This is a genomic window from Psychrobacter sp. UBA3483 (assembly GCF_002377905.1).
In the GTDB taxonomy this organism is placed as follows: Bacteria; Pseudomonadota; Gammaproteobacteria; order Pseudomonadales; family Moraxellaceae; genus Psychrobacter.
This window is the reverse complement of the sequence record NZ_DFQS01000044.1, coordinates 106,065-123,786: the sequence shown is the minus strand read 5'-3', so window position 1 is coordinate 123,786 and position 17,722 is coordinate 106,065. Positions and strand designations below refer to the sequence as shown.

19 protein-coding genes are annotated in these 17,722 nt (G+C 43.8%); 5 read left to right on the top strand and 14 right to left on the bottom strand.

Features of this window, described 5'->3' with window-relative positions; all coding sequences use genetic code 11:
- Positions 1-71: 71 nt before the first annotated feature.
- From B2866_RS08270 to B2866_RS08260, 3 genes are all read right to left on the bottom strand, one after another.
- Positions 72-821, bottom strand: a complete 750-nt coding sequence (locus B2866_RS08270) for a PhnD/SsuA/transferrin family substrate-binding protein (protein ID WP_296192665.1) — start codon at positions 819-821, stop codon at positions 72-74.
- A gap of 3 nt (positions 822-824) precedes the next feature.
- Entirely contained in the window at positions 825-1,319 is a 495-nt protein-coding gene (locus B2866_RS08265; protein WP_201589255.1) for a PAS domain-containing protein, read from the bottom strand.
- A gap of 286 nt (positions 1,320-1,605) precedes the next feature.
- Entirely contained in the window at positions 1,606-1,968 is a 363-nt protein-coding gene (locus B2866_RS08260; protein ID WP_010201036.1) for a roadblock/LC7 domain-containing protein, read from the bottom strand.
- A gap of 686 nt (positions 1,969-2,654) precedes the next feature.
- On the opposite strand from B2866_RS08260, the gene gdhA reads away from it, so the two are divergent.
- Both gdhA and B2866_RS08250 read left to right on the top strand, forming a co-directional pair.
- Positions 2,655-4,001: an NADP-specific glutamate dehydrogenase gene (gene gdhA, locus B2866_RS08255; RefSeq protein WP_068407251.1), complete on the top strand. Its 1,347-nt coding sequence runs from the start codon at positions 2,655-2,657 to the stop codon at positions 3,999-4,001.
- A gap of 217 nt (positions 4,002-4,218) precedes the next feature.
- On the top strand, positions 4,219-4,803 hold the full coding sequence (locus B2866_RS08250) for a PepSY domain-containing protein (protein WP_289051219.1): 585 nt from the start codon (positions 4,219-4,221) through the stop codon (positions 4,801-4,803).
- 645 nt (positions 4,804-5,448) lie between these two features.
- On the opposite strand, the gene B2866_RS08245 is transcribed toward B2866_RS08250, so the two are convergent.
- Together B2866_RS08245 and B2866_RS08240 are read right to left on the bottom strand one after the other, a co-directional pair.
- Positions 5,449-6,603, bottom strand: coding sequence for an RNA-guided endonuclease InsQ/TnpB family protein (locus B2866_RS08245; protein WP_296192653.1), 1,155 nt, complete (start codon positions 6,601-6,603; stop codon positions 5,449-5,451).
- Positions 6,600-7,211: an IS607 family transposase gene (locus tag B2866_RS08240; protein WP_201602830.1), complete on the bottom strand. Its 612-nt coding sequence runs from the start codon at positions 7,209-7,211 to the stop codon at positions 6,600-6,602. Before B2866_RS08240 ends, B2866_RS08245 begins: the two co-directional genes overlap by 4 nt.
- A gap of 143 nt (positions 7,212-7,354) precedes the next feature.
- Between B2866_RS08240 and B2866_RS08235 the strand changes: the two genes are divergently transcribed.
- The 3 genes from B2866_RS08235 (at position 7,355) to B2866_RS08225 (ending at position 9,745) form a co-directional block, all read left to right on the top strand.
- A complete protein-coding gene (locus B2866_RS08235; protein ID WP_201589249.1) occupies positions 7,355-8,191 on the top strand; it encodes an amino acid ABC transporter substrate-binding protein in 837 nt (278 codons plus the stop codon).
- Between the two features lie 53 nt (positions 8,192-8,244).
- Positions 8,245-8,928, top strand: a complete 684-nt coding sequence (locus B2866_RS08230) for an amino acid ABC transporter permease (RefSeq protein ID WP_180952590.1) — start codon at positions 8,245-8,247, stop codon at positions 8,926-8,928.
- Between the two features lie 73 nt (positions 8,929-9,001).
- Positions 9,002-9,745: an amino acid ABC transporter ATP-binding protein gene (locus tag B2866_RS08225; RefSeq protein WP_102077631.1), complete on the top strand. Its 744-nt coding sequence runs from the start codon at positions 9,002-9,004 to the stop codon at positions 9,743-9,745.
- A 138-nt stretch (positions 9,746-9,883) separates the two neighbouring features.
- Here the strand turns inward: B2866_RS08225 and B2866_RS08220 are convergent, their stop codons facing one another.
- The 9 genes from B2866_RS08220 to uraD form a co-directional block, all read right to left on the bottom strand.
- Complete coding sequence (locus B2866_RS08220; protein WP_144296992.1) at positions 9,884-10,546, bottom strand: anthranilate synthase component II; 663 nt, start codon at positions 10,544-10,546, stop codon at positions 9,884-9,886.
- Between the two features lie 34 nt (positions 10,547-10,580).
- Positions 10,581-11,999, bottom strand: a complete 1,419-nt coding sequence (locus B2866_RS08215; RefSeq protein WP_296192639.1) for an anthranilate synthase component I family protein — start codon at positions 11,997-11,999, stop codon at positions 10,581-10,583.
- Positions 12,000-12,068: 69 nt separating this feature from the next.
- Positions 12,069-12,359 carry a Trp family transcriptional regulator gene (locus B2866_RS08210; RefSeq protein WP_068407232.1) on the bottom strand — a complete coding sequence of 97 codons (291 nt, stop codon included), beginning with the start codon at positions 12,357-12,359 and terminating at the stop codon, positions 12,069-12,071.
- A 211-nt stretch (positions 12,360-12,570) separates the two neighbouring features.
- Positions 12,571-13,407, bottom strand: coding sequence for a bifunctional allantoicase/(S)-ureidoglycine aminohydrolase (locus tag B2866_RS08205; protein WP_068407228.1), 837 nt, complete (start codon positions 13,405-13,407; stop codon positions 12,571-12,573).
- A gap of 130 nt (positions 13,408-13,537) precedes the next feature.
- Complete coding sequence (locus B2866_RS08200; RefSeq protein WP_068407225.1) at positions 13,538-14,092, bottom strand: ureidoglycolate lyase; 555 nt, start codon at positions 14,090-14,092, stop codon at positions 13,538-13,540.
- A gap of 59 nt (positions 14,093-14,151) precedes the next feature.
- Positions 14,152-15,144, bottom strand: a complete 993-nt coding sequence (puuE, locus tag B2866_RS08195) for an allantoinase PuuE (protein WP_296192633.1) — start codon at positions 15,142-15,144, stop codon at positions 14,152-14,154.
- Positions 15,145-15,248: 104 nt separating this feature from the next.
- On the bottom strand, positions 15,249-16,568 hold the full coding sequence (locus B2866_RS08190) for a urate hydroxylase PuuD (protein WP_296192629.1): 1,320 nt from the start codon (positions 16,566-16,568) through the stop codon (positions 15,249-15,251).
- A gap of 112 nt (positions 16,569-16,680) precedes the next feature.
- Positions 16,681-17,049: a hydroxyisourate hydrolase gene (uraH, locus tag B2866_RS08185; protein ID WP_068407216.1), complete on the bottom strand. Its 369-nt coding sequence runs from the start codon at positions 17,047-17,049 to the stop codon at positions 16,681-16,683.
- Positions 17,050-17,088: 39 nt separating this feature from the next.
- The gene (uraD, locus tag B2866_RS08180; RefSeq protein WP_296192627.1) at positions 17,089-17,610 is read right to left on the bottom strand and encodes a 2-oxo-4-hydroxy-4-carboxy-5-ureidoimidazoline decarboxylase; all 522 of its coding nucleotides are present in this window, start codon (positions 17,608-17,610) and stop codon (positions 17,089-17,091) included.
- Positions 17,611-17,722: the final 112 nt, after the last annotated feature.

The window sequence follows — 17,722 nt, the reverse complement described above, 5'->3', positions numbered from 1 at the left end:
CCATAGCGATTGTTGCTTAGCATTATTGTAGCCTAATAGGCTATGACGTCAGTAAGATGCCAATGAACCTGCTAGTCAAGTAACGTTTGCATCAAATCAATCATAAATTCTGCGTCTTCTTCGTTCATGGCTTCAAAACCTTGCGGCATACCAAGTTCAGTCAACGCTTCTTTACCATCGTTATCGTTATACAGATTCAAAATGGCATCCATTAAAATGTCAGTATCCGGAAAGCCGTCTTTAATCAGCAAGACGTGGCTGATATCGGCCAAATCGCTTTCGATTAATACTGATAGCTGCGCTTTGGTTAGGCGTGAAAAGCTATGGAAAATCTCCGCCAAAAAGAACGCCGCTTGCGCCTCACCCTTAATCACTTGGCGCGCCGCTGCCTGATAGGTTTCAGTCACTGACCAGTTAAGGTCGGCTTCTTCGATATCGACCGCTTCAAGCAGGCGTAAACCAATCAATTTTACATCGCGGTTATCAGCCATGGCGATAGTAACGCCAGCTTTGATGTCGTCTAAGCTATTGATATCGCTATTTGCCGCCGCGGCGATGACCATCTCATCAGATTTACCGATAGGGCGCGCAACCGCATGGTAACCGTGCTCACGAATAAGGGTAGCCGCATCAAAAGGGTTGGCATAAATGACTTGAATATCGCCTTCACTGATAACGGTTTCTTGCTCAGCATGCGAGGTAGGGATATTTAGGTGCATGTTGAGATTGGCACGTTTTTGAATCAAAGTATTAAACATGTGCCAGCCTGCAAAACGCTCCGGCGAAAAATCAGGCGCGATTAACATATTATGTGTCGTCATGATTTAGCCTTCCTCATTTTGTTTCATTTCGGCATATTGGGCGATTGCCGCCTCAATTTTGCTGCGCGATGGTTTACGGCGCACCGAAGTATAGCCAACCGTTTCGCCGCGACGGACGTTTGGTACGACAGTCGCGTAAACCCAGTAGTGACTGCCATCTTTGCATAAGTTTTTCACATAACCATGCCATTTTTGCCCAGCGTCGGCGGTCGACCATAGGTCTTTATAAGCCGCTTTTGGCATATCAGGATGGCGTAAAATATAATGCTGCTTACCGATTAATTCATCGACATCATAGCCGCTAATCTCGACAAAAGCATCATTCACGTGCGTCAAAACGCCGTTTAAGTCGGTACGTGAGACGATTAACTTACCGTCAGGATAAGGGCGTTCGATACCAGTATCATAAACAGTGCGCGAAGTGCCGTCGTGGTAAGTCAGGGTGACTTCTTCGGCTGGCATGTCAGGCTTCATGGCGTCGGGGAGTGGAGAACCCATTGTAATCTCCTTCATTTATCATGGTTGTGATAATTATTAAAAAGCGTAAACCTTATTGAAAAAATATTTAGTTTAAGCGTATGACTTAAATTTATATGGCAAACTGACAATTAAACTTAAGTTTTAAACCGCACTGTTAGATTTATTCAATATAAACGGTATGCAATACCTTAAATAATTTTTATAAGACAAGGCATAACTTTTCATTTAAAGTGTTGTTTATCAAGTAGTTTTTATAGCACTGATAGCCCATAAAACCTTAATGACAGAACTTTAAAAATAAATATTAGATAAGTTTTGCCAAAGCTTCTGAGGCGCGCTTAATGTCTAAGAATATCAAGCCAAGTTTGGCGTTTGGTTTTGCCATAATGGTTAATACCGCTTCATCACCTGATGATGTCATAATCACATAGCCTTTTTCGCCTTGGATCATAATACGGTCGATGCTACCACGAGCCAATTCACGACCTGCGCGGTCACCTAGTGATAACAAAGCAGCAGACATCGCGCCAACGCGGTCTTCATCAACGCCTGTAGGCAGCGCCGATGCAATCATAAGACCATCGTTCGAGATAAGGGCAGATGCTTCAACATCGGCAGATGAGCTGTTTAGGTCTTCCAAGATTTGCTGGAATGAGTCTGTACGCATAACGATTTCTCTGTGACGAATAAATAAGGGGATAATTGAGATTGGGGGTTTTCTGATTTTAGTCTTCGACTAGTGAATAATATTATAAACCCTTACTGTTACTATTGATATGGCAGAACGCTATTTAACGCCTTAATATCGCGCATTTTTTACTACTTAATCTTATTTCACCACCGTTTATCGCAATTTTATTGTAATTAATAAATAAAAGTTGGCATATTTTAAGTTGTTTAGTATTTTTATTTTCCATTAATGTGTTTTTTCCTATAGTCTAAGTACCAAGTAAAGCAATCAAAGGGTTAGTTAAGACGACAATGTTGCACAAAATCACCGTAAATTACTCAAATAACAGTGGTCGTTTTTTTGACTAACGAGTTTTCACGGCAGGTTTATTGATAGATTATAATGAAATAAATATCCTTTATAAATTTTGATGATGGTGATATTTACTAGACTTATACGGCAAAAAAATGCTATATAGTTATGAGATAAAAATTGTTTGTGCTTCTGGGTTTACGATTTAGAGACACATTCAGTTGGCTTCTAATCTCCCAGTTTCTATATTTACTAGCGTATAGAAACGATTTCAATCTCACATTGGTGTTTTAAATCCCATCGTTTGTATTTAAGCGATAAAACACCCACGTGAATCAGCACGATGACCATTTTTACCCTAAGGAACCTATATGAGTATCAGTCAGGCAATCGAAAAAGTCGAAGCACGTTACGCCCATCAACCTGAATTTATTCAGGCGGTAAAAGAAGTTGCAATCACCATTGCTCCGCTATACGACGCCCATCCGGAATATGATACGTTCAAAATATTTGAGCGTCTTGTCGAGCCTGACCGTGTTATCGCTTTTCGTATCAACTGGGAAAACGATAAGGGTGAAGTGCAGGTCAACCGCGGCTGGCGTGTACAATTCAGCAATGCCTTAGGCCCTTATAAAGGCGGGATCCGCTTTCATCCTACCGTCAACCAATCGGTCCTTAAGTTCTTAGGTTTTGAGCAAATTTTCAAAAACGCCTTAACTGGCTTGCCGATGGGCGGCGGTAAAGGTGGCGCTGATTTTGATCCTAAAGGTAAGTCTGACAGTGAAATCCGCCGTTTTTGCTATGCCTTTATGCGTGAGCTGCATCCATATGTCAGTAAAGACATCGATGTACCGGCAGGCGATATCGGCGTCGGTGGACGTGAAGTCAGCTATATGTTTGCGATGTATAAGAATCTAACCCGTGAGCACGGCGGCGTCTTGACTGGTAAGGGCGTGGGTTTTGGTGGTAGCTTGATGCGTACTGAAGCGACCGGCTATGGCGCAGTTTACTTCTTAGAAAACATGCTTGCCGCTCAAAACGATAACATCAAAGGCAAAAAAGTGTTGGTATCAGGTGCCGGTAACGTCTCACTCCACGCCGCTGAAAAAGCCCACATGCTGGGTGCAACAGTACTAACGGTATCTGACTCACAAGGTACGCTGCACGATGCAAACGGTATGGACCAAGAAAAAATCAACTGGCTAAAAGAGCAAAAAGCCCAAAGTAAGCCGTTGTGTGATTATGTCGATGTATTCGGCGGTGAATGGTTGGCTAAGCAAAAACCTTGGCATATCAAAGGTGATATTGCCATTCCATCAGCGACCCAAAACGAAGTTGATGAAGAAGATGCCAAATTAATGGTTGAAAACGGCATTAAATATATTGCCGAAGGCGCTAACATGCCACTGACCGCTGATGCGATTGACTATGTGCGTTTGCACCGCGTCCACTATGCACCAGGTAAAGCGGCCAACGCAGGCGGGGTCGCGGTATCGGGTCTTGAGATGTCACAAAACTCTGTACGTCAATATAAAACCTTTGAAGAAGTCGATGAGCGCTTAAAGTGCATTATGAAAAATATCCACGACTGCGCCGCTGACGCTTCAGAAAAATATAACCAGACCGATAACGGTTATATCGACTATATGGCAGGGGCAAATATCGTTGGTTTTAAACGCGTTGCTGATGCCTTATGTGCTTATGGTATCTTGAACTAAACTTGTCTTAATACGAAAGCAGTTTTTCATAAACCGCGCTTATCTAAGAGGATAGGCGCGGTTTTTTTGACTGCAAACAATGATGATACATTAGGATACTTTTTTGCTGCACAGATCTATCTCATCAGCGTTATGATAAGAAAAGCGGTAGAGTTGAATAAAAAATACGGTAAACAAAATCGATAGTAATAAATAAAAATATGAATCAGGAGACGATATGATGAATAAAATTCTCAAAGGTTTTAAGCTAACAACATTGGGTGCTTGTCTGACATTAGCCTTGACGACGGGCGTCATAACTACAGCCGCCAGTGCCGCTAGTAATGTAGACGAAGTACGCGCTGCGCAAGCTGCGAAAATTAGCTTAAAGCAAGCCATTACTATCGCCAGTAAATCAGCTTCTGGTATTTTAATCAGTGCCGATTTTGATGAGGATGATAGCGATGCCATTGGCAAAGGTGGCGTCTATGAATTAGAATTCAGTACCGATAGCGTCAATTATGAAATCAAAGTAGATGCCAATACAGGTAAAATTGTAAAAAAGGAAACGGATCGTCTTGATGGCGATGATATCAACGTTTACCAAGTTCAGAAAAAAGCGAAAACCGATATTATGAAGGCTATTAATATCGCTGAAAAACAAACGGGTGGTAAGATATTAGAAATTGAATTTGAGAATGATCGCGATTATGCCAATCATACGGCGTATTATAAAGCTGACCTATTAAAAGGTAACAAGATCGTCAGCATCAATGTCGACGCTAACAGTGGTAAAACATTTGCCAATAAGTTCAAAAAGTAGCAGTTATTTTGATAAAAATAGTATAAAAGACATCAATCATCAGGTTGATGTCTTTTTTATTGAAAACGGCTTATTTACTACGCGAGCACTTAATATAATAAACGCCCAATATAAGTATAACCAAAGTAAGCTCGTCTTACCCTTATTATGAATAAGTAGCTTCATCAAGGAGTTTCATCTAAAAAGCCGCTATATAAAGCCTTATAAATGAGTAAAGCTTAACAATCTTACGCATACTCACTGTTTTTGTACGTTTATTCTTACCCAACTGCGCTAGTATATGAACAAGTCATGGTTGCATAAGTAGGCTTGCCGTTAAAAATATTATGAATATTAACCGTCACTTAGCCTATTTAATGCAACATAATAGAAAAATAGTATTGAAAAATAGCCACAGTATCCTCAAATCGGGAAGCCAAAGCCAAGCATGATAGTTAATAGGCACAATTTTTAGTCAAGACTGCTTGTAATGCTTTCACCGTTCCAAAAATCTTACTCAAACCTAGCCAATATTGACTATTAGATAGGTTTGACGTTTTCTTTCTGCTTCATTGTCACGCGCTATTTCTCATTTGAGATTTAGACTGACCACGACTCCACAGACTTTTTTAATTGGCGATGGAACTCACCGTCCAATAAACAGGATTATGCAGCTGTTAAAATAACAGTCGCGTTATTTAAAATATTGATGCTGGCGTTGAGGTCACGGTCATGAGAAACCTGACAGTTAGGGCACAACCACTCACGCATTTTCAATGTTAGCTCATCTTTACCAAGGATATGATTGCAGTTTGAACAGGTTTTTGAGCTTGGGTAGAAGGGTCCGACTGATTTCACAACCTTGCCTTGCTCAGTGGCTTTGTAGATAAGCTGTCGCTTAAACTCAAAGAAACCCAAGTCACTGATAGCTCTTGATAGCCGCCTGTTCTTAACCATACCTTTGACATTCAAATCCTCAATCGCAATCACATCGAACTCATTAACCAGACTTGTTGTGATTTGATGGAGAGAATCTTGCCTAATACACCTGATCTTATAGTGCAAACGAGAGAGCTTGGTTTTCGCTTTTTCTCTGTTTTTACTGCCTTTTTTAGTGCGACTGAGCGCTTTGTTTAGCGTTCTTAGTTTTTTAAGGTTTGCTTGAAGTGGTTTTGGCGCTTTAATTTTAGTGCCGTCTGATAAAACCAGTAAGTCGGTAATACCAAGATCAACACCAACGCTTTTACCTGTCTTTTTAGTAGGAATTACAGCTTTTTGTATTTCAACAGCCACACTAACAAACCACTTACCGCCACGTTTAGAGATGGTGGCTGACATGATCTTGCCGTCAAAACGTAAAGCTTCTTTTAAGCGAACCCAGCCCAAGTTTGGGATACGAATGGATTTACCTTTAATGGCAAATTGGTCGTTGGATAAACTGAATCTATCGTCACGGCCTTTTTTACGAGCGGTTGGGTATTTCGCTAAGCCTTTAAAGAAGTTGTTATAAGCATCACCCAACTGCATGATTGCCGCCTGCGGAGCGCATTTGGTCACTTCCAGCATATAGGGGAATAATTCACGCTTAATGGCGTTCAATTCGCGTCTGAGCTTCGCCTGTGAGGGCTTGTTTAGATTTTTAGTATCAACCTCAACGCCTGCGGCCAAACACGCATCACGGTACGCTTTGTCAAGCGCATACTGCCGCTGCCACTCATGCAAAGCCCAGTTGTAGGCTTTTCTCGCCACGCCACAAGCACGAGCAAGGTGATTTTCCTGTACGTTGTTTGGCTTGAGTTCGATAATGTGTCCACGGATCATAATGCTTTTTTAACCGCCTCTATTAATTGTTGGTTTTTCTTGCTGCGAGAGCCGTATAGCCTCGCTGAAAATACGGTGATAATCTCCAATACATCTTGGGCTAATTCTTGCTCAAAACTCAACTCTTCACCTTGATTGATTATTACCACTTCAACGTCACGAGCCTCACACAACATGAAAACCAGTTCTGCACCAAATCGTAAAAGCCTGTCTTTATGGGTAATTACCAGCCGTTCAACTTTATTGCCCAGTATGTCATCAAGCAGGTTTTTTAAGCCTTTCTTTTTATAATTCATTCCACTACCAAGATCGGTAATCGTCTCAAAAGTCCAGCCTTGCCTGGCACAATAAAGTTCCAAAACTTGAGACTGGCGAAGTAAGTCGTCTTTTTGATCACGACTCGACACACGAGCATAAGCAATGGTTTTTCGGTCTAATTTAGGTGGTGTATTCAAGGAATGCGGTCTGATTTCACTTAAATCATATCGCCTATGCCCGTTTTCGGTTCGCTTGGCGACTAACGTACCATCCTCATCCCAACGTCTTAATGTGGATTGAGCAACCCCGAAATGTTTGGCAGCCTCCCCAATACTAACCAGTTTCCCCATAACTTGCTCTCTATATTATAGATATAATCTATCTATTATAGTAATAAATAGGTAGGTTTGTATATGTTTTATTTAACTGTTTGCAACCCTATTTATTGGTTTGCTACTTTTTGCCTTATTCACCTACTTTATAAGGACGTCTTATGAAACGTCGTACGCTTTTAGCCTTTGCCGCCAGTACGGTATTACTTGCCGCTTGTAATCAGTCGCCTACTACTGATGCTGATACCAATGCAGCCGATAGTGCGGCGACTGGTGGTTCTGATTTGCTCCAACGTATCAATAATGGCGGCACTATTAATGTCGGTACTGAAGGTACGTATCCGCCGTTCACCTATCATGATGAGAGCGGTAAGCTGACCGGTTATGATGTCGAAGTAACGCGGGCGGTTGCTGATAAACTAGGGGTGGATGTTGAATTTAAAGAAACCCAGTGGGATGCCATGCTAGCAGGTTTGGATTCAAAACGTTTTGACATGGTTGCCAATCAGGTAGGTTTGACCACGCCTGAGCGCTTAGCGAAATATGATAAAGCGACTGAATATAGCTGGTCAGGCGCTGTAGTGTTGGCACCGACTGATGACAATCGTTATAGCTCGTGGGAAGCGCTAAAAGGACTGCGTTCAGCGCAATCGCTTAGCAGTAATTATGGTGAGCTGGCAGAGCGTTATGAAGCCGAAATCGTTCCCGTCGATGGTATGGCGCAAGCGATTCAGTTGGTCAAACAAGGCCGCGCTGACTTTACGATGAATGACAACCTTGCCGTATTGGACTATCTAAAAAAATTCCCAGACGCCAATCTTGAGATTAAATTGGTTGCGCCTGCCAGTGAGCAGACGGGTTCGGGCTTGGTGCTGCTGAAAGGTGATGACGCAGTTGTCGAAAAACTCAATGGCGCCATGGCTGAGCTAAAAGCTGACGGCACGCTAACCAAACTTAGCGAAGAATTCTTCGGTGCTGATATAAGTCAACAAAAATAATGCTAGCGTCTATAACCTCAGTATTAAGCGATTTATTGGCACTATTGCCCTTTATGGATGCTGCACGCGCCCAAATCGTTATCAACTCATTTTGGCCAATGCTCAAAGGCGGTATTTATTATTCGATACCGCTGGCATTGATATCATTTGCGATTGGAATGGTGATTGCGCTGACGGTAGCTTTGATTCGCATCGTGCCGCGTGCAGGATGGTTCCATGAGATACTTTATCGGCTTGCTCGTATCTATGTGTCTGCCATTCGCGGTACGCCGATGTTGGTGCAGCTATTTATTATCTTTTATGGCTTGCCAAGTGTTGGCGTGAAGCTCGACCCGTTTCCGTCAGCGATTATCGCCTTTTCGTTGAACATTGGCGCTTATGCGTCGGAAACGGTGCGTGCGTCGATTCTGTCTATTCCAAAAGGTCAATGGGAAGCGGGCTCCACAGTTGGTTTAACCTATCTACAAACCTTTCGCCATGTGATTTTGCCGCAAGCGCTGCGGGTGTCGGTACCGCCATTGTCCAATACCTTTATCAGTTTGGTAAAAGACACGTCTTTGGCGTCATTGGTGCTGGTCACGGAGCTGTTTAAACAGGCGCAAATCATTACCGCCCGTAATTATGAGTTTATGCTGGTTTATACTGAAGCGGCGTTTATTTATTGGGCAATTTGTCTGTTTTTAACCTTTATTCAGGGCAAACTTGAAACCAGGCTTGATCGTTATGTGGCGAAATAATTTTTGCTAAAAAATATAGCCATCTTGTCGTTTTTTACCATCAGCGTTTTTTCATTTGTAAGCGGAAACCTCTATGATTCAAGTCACTAATATCCACAAAGCCTTTGGTAGCAATCAAGTGCTCAAAGGCATCGACTTGTCCATTGAAAAAGGCAAGGTAGTGGTCATCTTGGGTCCATCAGGGTCGGGTAAAACCACGTTTTTGCGCTGTCTGAATGCGTTAGAGATTCCTGATCAAGGGGTAATTGCATTTGATGATGGCAGCTTGACCGTCGACTTTGCCACCAAGCCAAAAAAGAAAACCTTACTCGCTTTGCAACGCAAGTCAGGCATGGTATTTCAGTCTTATAATTTATTTCCGCATAAGTCAGCCATTGAGAATTTGATGCTTGGGCCGACGGTGGTACAAGGACAAAGTAAAGCGCAAGCGCGTGAGCAAGCGTTGGCGTTACTTGATAAAGTCGGCTTATCGGATAAAGCAGATTTGTATCCGTTTCAGTTGTCTGGTGGTCAGCAGCAGCGTATTGGTATTGCTCGTGCGCTGGCGATTGAGCCGTCATTGTTGCTATTTGATGAGCCAACTTCGGCGCTTGACCCAGAGTTGGTACAAGATGTGCTTGGAACGATGAAGCAGTTGGCTTCTGAAGGCTGGACGATGGTGGTGGTGACCCATGAGATTAACTTTGCGCGTGATGTTGCTGACCATGTGGTCTTGATTGAAGATGGTCACATAGTCGAAGAGGGTAGCGCCAAGCAGCTATTTGAAGATTCAACGCATCCACGCACGCAAGCGTTTTTGCAGCGTATCGAGCAGTAGTTCATTTTGAAAAAAGACTGGCTTCTAAATAGCCAGTCTTTTTTATTGTATAGTAAGTGAAAAGCAATACCGTAGCGTTTTTAGGACATTTTGACTATACCTTTATGCTTTTTAACATTAGCCTTTTAAAACCCTGCATTACACCTGCAATAAAAAATTCGTTAATAAACGCTTCGCCCCCTCAGTCGCAAACGACTCTGGGTGAAATTGCACACCTTGTATCGGGTAGTCAGTGTGCGCAAGTCCCATAATCTCATCACCTGCGACCGCTGCATCTGTCAGTCTTAAGTCATGATGGGCGTCATTACTCACGACGGCGGTAACAGTTAAGCAATCTGGTAACGTATCTGCCTTTACCATCAAGGAATGATAGCGCATGATTTCTATCTCTTGTGGCAAGCCTTGATAGACACCTGCATTATCATGGCGAATGGCTGAGACTTTGCCATGCATTGGTACGCTGGCTCGTACCACTTCGCCGCCAAAGACATGCGCAATGCCCTGCATGCCCAAGCAAACGCCCAATAGCGGCGTCGTCTTGCCCATAACCTCAATCACTTCGGCGCAAATACCAAAATAGGCCGAGTCGTCAGGCGCACCAGGGCCGGGTGAGATGATAATGCGGTCAAGATTCATCGCCTGCACATCAGCCAAGGTAATTTCGTTATTACGTTTGACGATGACATTTGCCGCTTGTTTAGCGCCGTCTTTATCACCATCCATGGTTTGTAAAATCTCGCCAATATATTGATAAAGGTTAAAGGTAAAAGAGTCGTAGTTGTCGATAATTAAAACATTCATAAGGCATAAGCTCTTTAGCAAAAGTACAATGGATTCACGCTGTCATAAAGCTGTCTAACACCACTTTCATCGCTGACAGCTTACGCTGGATTTCTAAGTATTCATCAGCAGGATTGGAGTCGTAAACATTGCCGCCGCAAGTTTGCGCATAAGCCGGCTCACCATTGATAAATAGACTGCGAATAGGAATGGCAAAAATACAATCACCATTAAAATTAAAGGAGCCTAGCGCGCCGCCATAAGCACCGCGGCCATCAGGCTCAAGCTCATTAATCACTTTAATGGCTTCCACTTTTGGCGCCCCTGATAAAGTACCGGCGGGGAAGTTGCTGGCAAGGGCGCTAAACATGTCTTCATCGGGATGCAAGATCCCGACGATTTCAGAAGAAATATGCTGCACGTGTGAGAAGCGTTTGATATCCATGAGATTACGCACCTTTACCGTACCAAATTGTGCCACACGGCCGATATCGTTACGATGCAAGTCAACGAGCATATTGTGCTCGGCAATCTCTTTGGCATCATTCAGTAGCGCGCGGGCAAGCTTACGGTCTTCTGCGATATCGACGCCGCGCTTGGCAGTGCCCGCTAATGGGTAGGTTTCCATCTCACCTTGACGCAGGCGAAACAGCAACTCAGGCGAAGCGCCAATGATGCATTGCTGAGCAAATTTCATAAAATACATATGCGGTGACGGATTAACCGCGCGTAGCTTTTCGTAAATTGGCATCTTGTCGCCGACAATGCGATATTTGGATTTAAAGCCAACTTCGCACTGAAAGATGCGCCCAGAGATGATGTCTTCTTTGACTTGCAGCACCGCTTTGGCGTGCTCCTCTTGACTCATGCCATCCCCCAAAAACTCTACTGAGGGTGGTTCATAATTGGGGATGGGGGCTTCAAGTAAGGCTTTGATTTGCTCGATGCGATTTTCTTGCTGCGCGGTTGGATAGTAAAAATAGAATATTTCGCCGGTCATCTTATCAAGCGTTAAGCCATCTAAATACACACCAAATTTGAAGGGTTCGAAATCATCACTGGCTTTGGCGTTGAGACTTGGCTCAAAAAAATTGACACTGTCATAACCCAAGTAGCCAACCAGTCCGCCGCTTTGGTCGCGCGCAATAACGTGCTGCGGGGTGATGCTGCGTAATAGCTGATAAGGATTGTCAGTTTGATAATGTGTGGTTTCGGCGGTTTTATTATCAGTAATTGCTAAGGTGGTACGGTCGATAGCGGCAATAGTCATCACTGGGTCAAAACCAATGGCATGGTGGCGCGCCATATGTCCATCCTCGCCCAATGATTCAAGCAAATAACAAGTTTCAAAAGCGTGCTCAATACGCTTAAATAACGCAAAAAAATCTATATCCTGCGTGAGTTTGATACGCTGTGGTTTGCTAGGAATTTCGATAGCAGCAGGTTGGTCAGGCTTGGAAGTAGAAGCGGTCATAACGATGTCCAAAATAGTTCAATGATTTATCAAAAAAATAAGGCAGAATGAAATTATGTTTTTGCCCAATTAAGCGTCTTTTTTATGCGTATTTTCTCTATGAGTTTTAAGTAGGGCGCTCACATCGTGACTTTGCATGGCTTTCGCACCGCGCGAGACAGTGGCGATACCGACGCCGAGCTGCTCAGATATCTCACGCTGGGTGATACCGCGCTCTAACAAATCAAAAATACGGATGCGATTGGCGATTTCTTGTTGTTCTTTATCGGTCAATAGCGCAGTAAATAGCTCGTCGATAGCGCTACTATCGTGACAGCTGGCCAAATGAGTTAATAGACTGTGATAAGGATTGGCGCTCATAATATATAATCTTAGTAAGAGAAAGGATAATAAGCAAAATATTGTTTCGTTTCAGTATTCTAGTACAGTAGTACAAGAAAAACAAGTAACGTGTTTGGACGTTTAGCGTTATTTGTTTAACGCTTGATGTTGAAGGTTAAATTGAAAATAAAAATAATAGCCAGCGCATGGTGATATGCTGGCTTTTAGGTCATTTATAATTTTAGATAAATTAACGCTGTGGACGTATAAACGGCATGTGTCTATTTACGTCTTTATAGAGTAAATACCTAAATGGACCAGGGCCCCCGGCGTAACAAGATTGCGGGCAAAATGCGCGTAGCCACATAAAATCACCTGCTTCAACTTCGACCCATTCACCGTTTAAGTGATAGACGGCTTTACCTTCTAGCACATATAAACCATGTTCCATGACATGGGTTTCATCAAACGGAATTACGCCGCCTGGTTGAAAAGTAACGATATTGACGTGCATATCGTGACGCATATCAGACTGTTCGGTAAATCTCGTGGTTTTCCAAACACCATTGGTTTCTGGCATCTCAATTGCTTCAACATCATGATCGCTGGTGACAAAGGCTTCTGGCGCATCAAGTCCTTCTACAAACTGATAGGCTTTGCGAATCCAGTGAAATTTAACAGGCTCATTACTATTATTTTTTAGCGTCCATTGACAGGCAGGTGGTAAGAAAGCATAACCACCGGCTTCAAGATGATGGGCTACGCCTTCGATAGTAATATCCATCTCACCTTCAACGACAAACAGCACGGCTTCGGCATTAGTGTCGAGCTCAGGCTTGTCGGAGCCGCCGTTTGGGGCGACTTCAACGATGTACTGTGAAAAAGTTTCTGCAAAACCGCTTAAAGGACGCGCAATCACCCACATGCGCATACCTTCCCAAAACGGCAGGTAGCTAATCACAATATCGGTGAGCACCCGTTTGGGGATAATCGCATACGCTTCGGTAAAAATAGCGCGGTCAGATAACAGTTGCGTTTGCGGCGGTAAGCCGCCAGTTGGGGCGTAATAGGTACTTTTAATTGGCATTATTAATAATCCTTAGGGGGTTTTGCTGTGTTAAATTAGTGTCTATCTTCAAGAGATAAAGGGTGAGTACGGCTGTTTAAGTCTTATTTTCATTTAAGCAAGGCATTAAAAATAGCTTAAATAGTTCAGCTTAGTCTGCGATTTGTGTATTTGGTTCGGCTTGTTCATTTGCTACTTCAATATTTACTTGCCAATCATCAATGGCCAGCTCGTAGCAGTTATTACCCTCACCATTGATACGGTCAATGACCAAAAAATCTGAGTCGCGACCAAGTGCCAGCAGCGGATGATGCCAGACATTGGCATCGTATTGCACGCCTTGATGCGATTTGGCATAAAACACTGATAAATCAGCGGCCGAACGTGGTGGTTCACCAGCTTGTGCGACGACGACAATATAATCTTGACCATTCATCGAAAAAAACGCTTGCGACCCAAAGGGATGATACTCCATCACCGATAAGGCGATAGGCAGTTCGCGCTTTTTGGCACGAAAGATACTGAAGCCAACATCGCCGCCGTCAAGCGTAGCCTGCGTAATCGCATGATGTCGACACGCATAACCTTTATTAATAAAGAAGCAGTTTTCAGAGGTCTGCTCTTCTTTGTCATAGGGTTCAATCACCGTACCATAAGGTGCAAATTCGGCCTTGGTTAAAGGCCTCGCGATAATTGTGGTAGTCATGATGTCACCTTTTGTTTAATGAGCAGTTTTATGTATTTAGTTTAGCTAGCGCCAGATGATTACATCCAGTTGGCGCTGTTGTCAGCCGTTGCCGGATGGTTTTCATACCAGTGTTTGGCAATGTCATCGCGGCGGCATATCCAGACATCGGGTTTGCTAGTAATGTATTGCAAGAACTTTTTGAGGGCGGTGATGCGACCAGCACGACCAATGATGCGGCAGTGCAAGCCAATGGTCAGCATTTTGGGTGCGTTTTTGCCATTTTTATCGCCTTCTTCATACAAGGTATCAAAGCTGTCTTTTAAGTATTGATAAAAAGGCTCAGCATTGGTAAAACCGGGGCTTGAAGCAAAGCGCATGTCATTGGTCTCTAGGGTATAAGGAATGACCAAATGCGGCTTGCGAACGATGGTGTGCCCATCTTCTACCTTGACATTGAGCCAGTAGGGCAGCTCGTCGGCATAAGAGTCTGAATCATAGATATAACCGCCTTGTTCGGCGACCAGCTCACGGGTGTTGGGACTATCGCGGCCGGTATACCAACCAAGTGGCTGACGACCGAGCATACGCTCAAATATTTCGGTAGCGCGGCGCACGTGTTCACGTTCCGTTTCGCGGTACATATACTGATAAGTAATCCAGCGTAGCCCGTGGCTAGCGATTTCGTGACCATCTTCTAGCACGCGCTCGATAATATGCGGCGTTTTTTCAGCGGCGGCGGCGCAGGTAAAAGTGGTGATAGGCAGGCCATACTCTTTAAAGGTATCGAGCACACGCCAAACGCCGACTCGGCTACCATATTCAAAGGCGGATTCGATAGATTGATGGCGGTTGTTAAATTCGGGCGTACCTAGTACATCCGATAAAAAACGCTCTGATTGACCATCGCCATGAATGACACTGTTTTCCGCGCCTTCTTCAATGTTTAGTACAAATTGTACCGCAATTTTTGCACCGCCCGGCCAATTGGCATTTGGCGGGTTGCCCGCATAGCCTTTTAAGTCGCGCGGATAGGTGTCGTGACTAAAATCACTGGTTATTTTTTGACTCATTTTAACTATCCTAAATACAATAAAGCAAAATAAAGGTGAGTATGGCTAATTATCTATTTTTGACTAATTAACTGTTTCATTAAATGACACGCTCATTAAAATAACTACAAACCTGAAGTATAAGCAATGATTTGCTGGCGTTCTGCATCAGTTAACTCGGTAAGATTGCCCAGTGGCATATAGCCAGTTTGTACCGCTGTGACGATTTTGGCTTGATGGATTTTTATATCGGCTGGGGTCTGCAAAATGATGCCCGCTGGCGGTGCGGCAAATCCTTGCTGGGTTGGCTGCGCTGCGTGGCAAGTGGTACAACGGGTGTGGACGATATCCATGATGGTATCATCCACTGAGGTAGCGACAGGTACAGCGTTGGCAGCGTTTTTATTGACCGCAGTATCAGCTTCAGTAGCAGCGCTCATTGCTAAGCTATCAGTCGCTAGCGGCTCATTATTTGGGGTAGCCGTATGAGTAGAAACAGAGGCATTAGCAGCGGGTAAGGGCTCAACAGGTGCAGGACGCATCCAAATAATCAATAAGATCGTTGCCAATGCCGGAATCCAGAGGAACTTTGGCTTGTGATGCCCCAAGTGTTTTTGATTAAAATAATGACGTACCGTTGCCGTAATGATACCGACAAATACCAACACCAACCAGCCGTGCGCATGTGAATACATCATCGGATAGTGGTTGCTAATCATGGTAAAAATAAGCGGCAAGGTAAAGTAATTATTCATTAGCGAGCGGTTTTTTGCTTGTAGCGCCAAATCGGCCACTTCTTTATCCGGTTTCACGCCGCGGCGCACACAATCAACCAGAGCGCGCTGGGCGGGCATGATGCCGAAGAAAACGTTCCCCGCCATTACCGTACCCAAAATAGCACCGATATGGATAAATGAAGCGCGATCACTAAACAGCTGATAAGAACCCCAGCAAGCGATCACTAGTAATATAAAGATAAGGCTGCTAAAAATCAGCGAGTTTTTACCAAGACGACTACGAACAATCACTTCATACAGAAAGTAGCTACCAAATAAAAACAATAAGCTGGTCGAAATCGCGCCGATACTACTGCCAAAAGCGACTTTACTGGGATCAATCAGATAGGCAGTCGCATTGAAATAATAAACGATAGCCAGCATCGCCATGCCAGTAAGCCAAGTGGTATAAGCTTCCCATTTAAACCAATGCAGGGTTTTTGGCATCTCTTCTGGTTCAAGCTTATATTTGGCTATTTCATAAAAGCCGCCGCCATGTACCGCCCATAAGTCACCGGATATACCCTTGTCCGCCTTCCACTGTGGCGGCTTACGTAAACTCATGTCTAGCCAAACAAAGTAAAAGGAGGCGCCAATCCACGCCACGCCAGCGATGACGTGAAACCAGCGGAAAAATAAAGCGACCCAGTCGAGAAGATATGCACCCATGCGCGAATTGTCCTTTTCTTTGCAATACTTTTTTATTCAATGTTTGGTTCAGCGTTCTGTCGTTAATTGAAAACGGTAAAACAGACAGCTATAAATCCATTAAGCCATTCATTTATGAACCGCGATAGGTACTATAGCCGTGTGCGCTGAGCAGTAGCGGTACATGGTAATGACCGCCATCACTGATCATAAAATCGATGACTACTTGCGGGTAAAATGCCGTGAGATTTTGCGCGTCAAAATAGGCTTGGGTCGCAAACGTCAAGGTATAACGGCCAACATCTAAATGATATTTAGCGATATCGATACTAGTATCAAATTTCCAGCTGTCAGCGGCAACTCGACCATCGGCGTTGGTGACACCTGTTGCCAATAGATAGGTCTCACCGTTTGCAGGCACGCGGTGGAGGGTGACTGCGATATCAGCGGCAGGTTTGCCAAGATGGGTATCTAAAATGTGGGAAGAGAGAGTGCCTGACATGATCATTCCTTTTATATAGTAAAAATAAGCACATTTGCTTTAAGCAGCGCCGAGTAGTTTTTGTAAGCGTAAACGGGTAATTTTATTTTGCTCAGTAGCCGCATTTAGTAGCTCAGTGGCGCGGTCGTTTGGCAGGCGTGTGAGTAATAAATCCAGCATTTCTTGCGCGCTTTTGCCCGTCGCAAAGACGATAAAGATAAAGCCAAATTTAGCAAGATACTCTTGATTGCCTTTTGCCAATGCTTCAATGACATCCATGTCAGCATTATTGGCACCAGATTGCTCATGCGCCGCGCTGTCTTGCGTATTGCGGTATTTTTCTTTTAATGAGTCAACGTTGCCGATTTGTGGATGACCATCAAAGGCCTCAAGCAAATTGGCTTCTTGGGTTTGCGCTTGCTGCCAAGCCTTGTCGCTACTGGCAAGTAGGTAGTCTATATCTGCAAAAGGGCGAGCGCCTGCTACGTCATGCGCCCATTTGCTGCTAGTGCAGCAGGTCAATAGTTTTGAGAGTGCTTCGTCTGGCGAGAGGGCATTAAATTGCGCTAGTGTTAAGCTCACGGTGACATCCTTTTCATTTAAATTTAAAACTCTTTATTCTTATGTTTAATTGAGTGATAAGTGGTTTAATAACATCCATTCTGCTTAAACCTGACCATTTGGTCAACTGTTT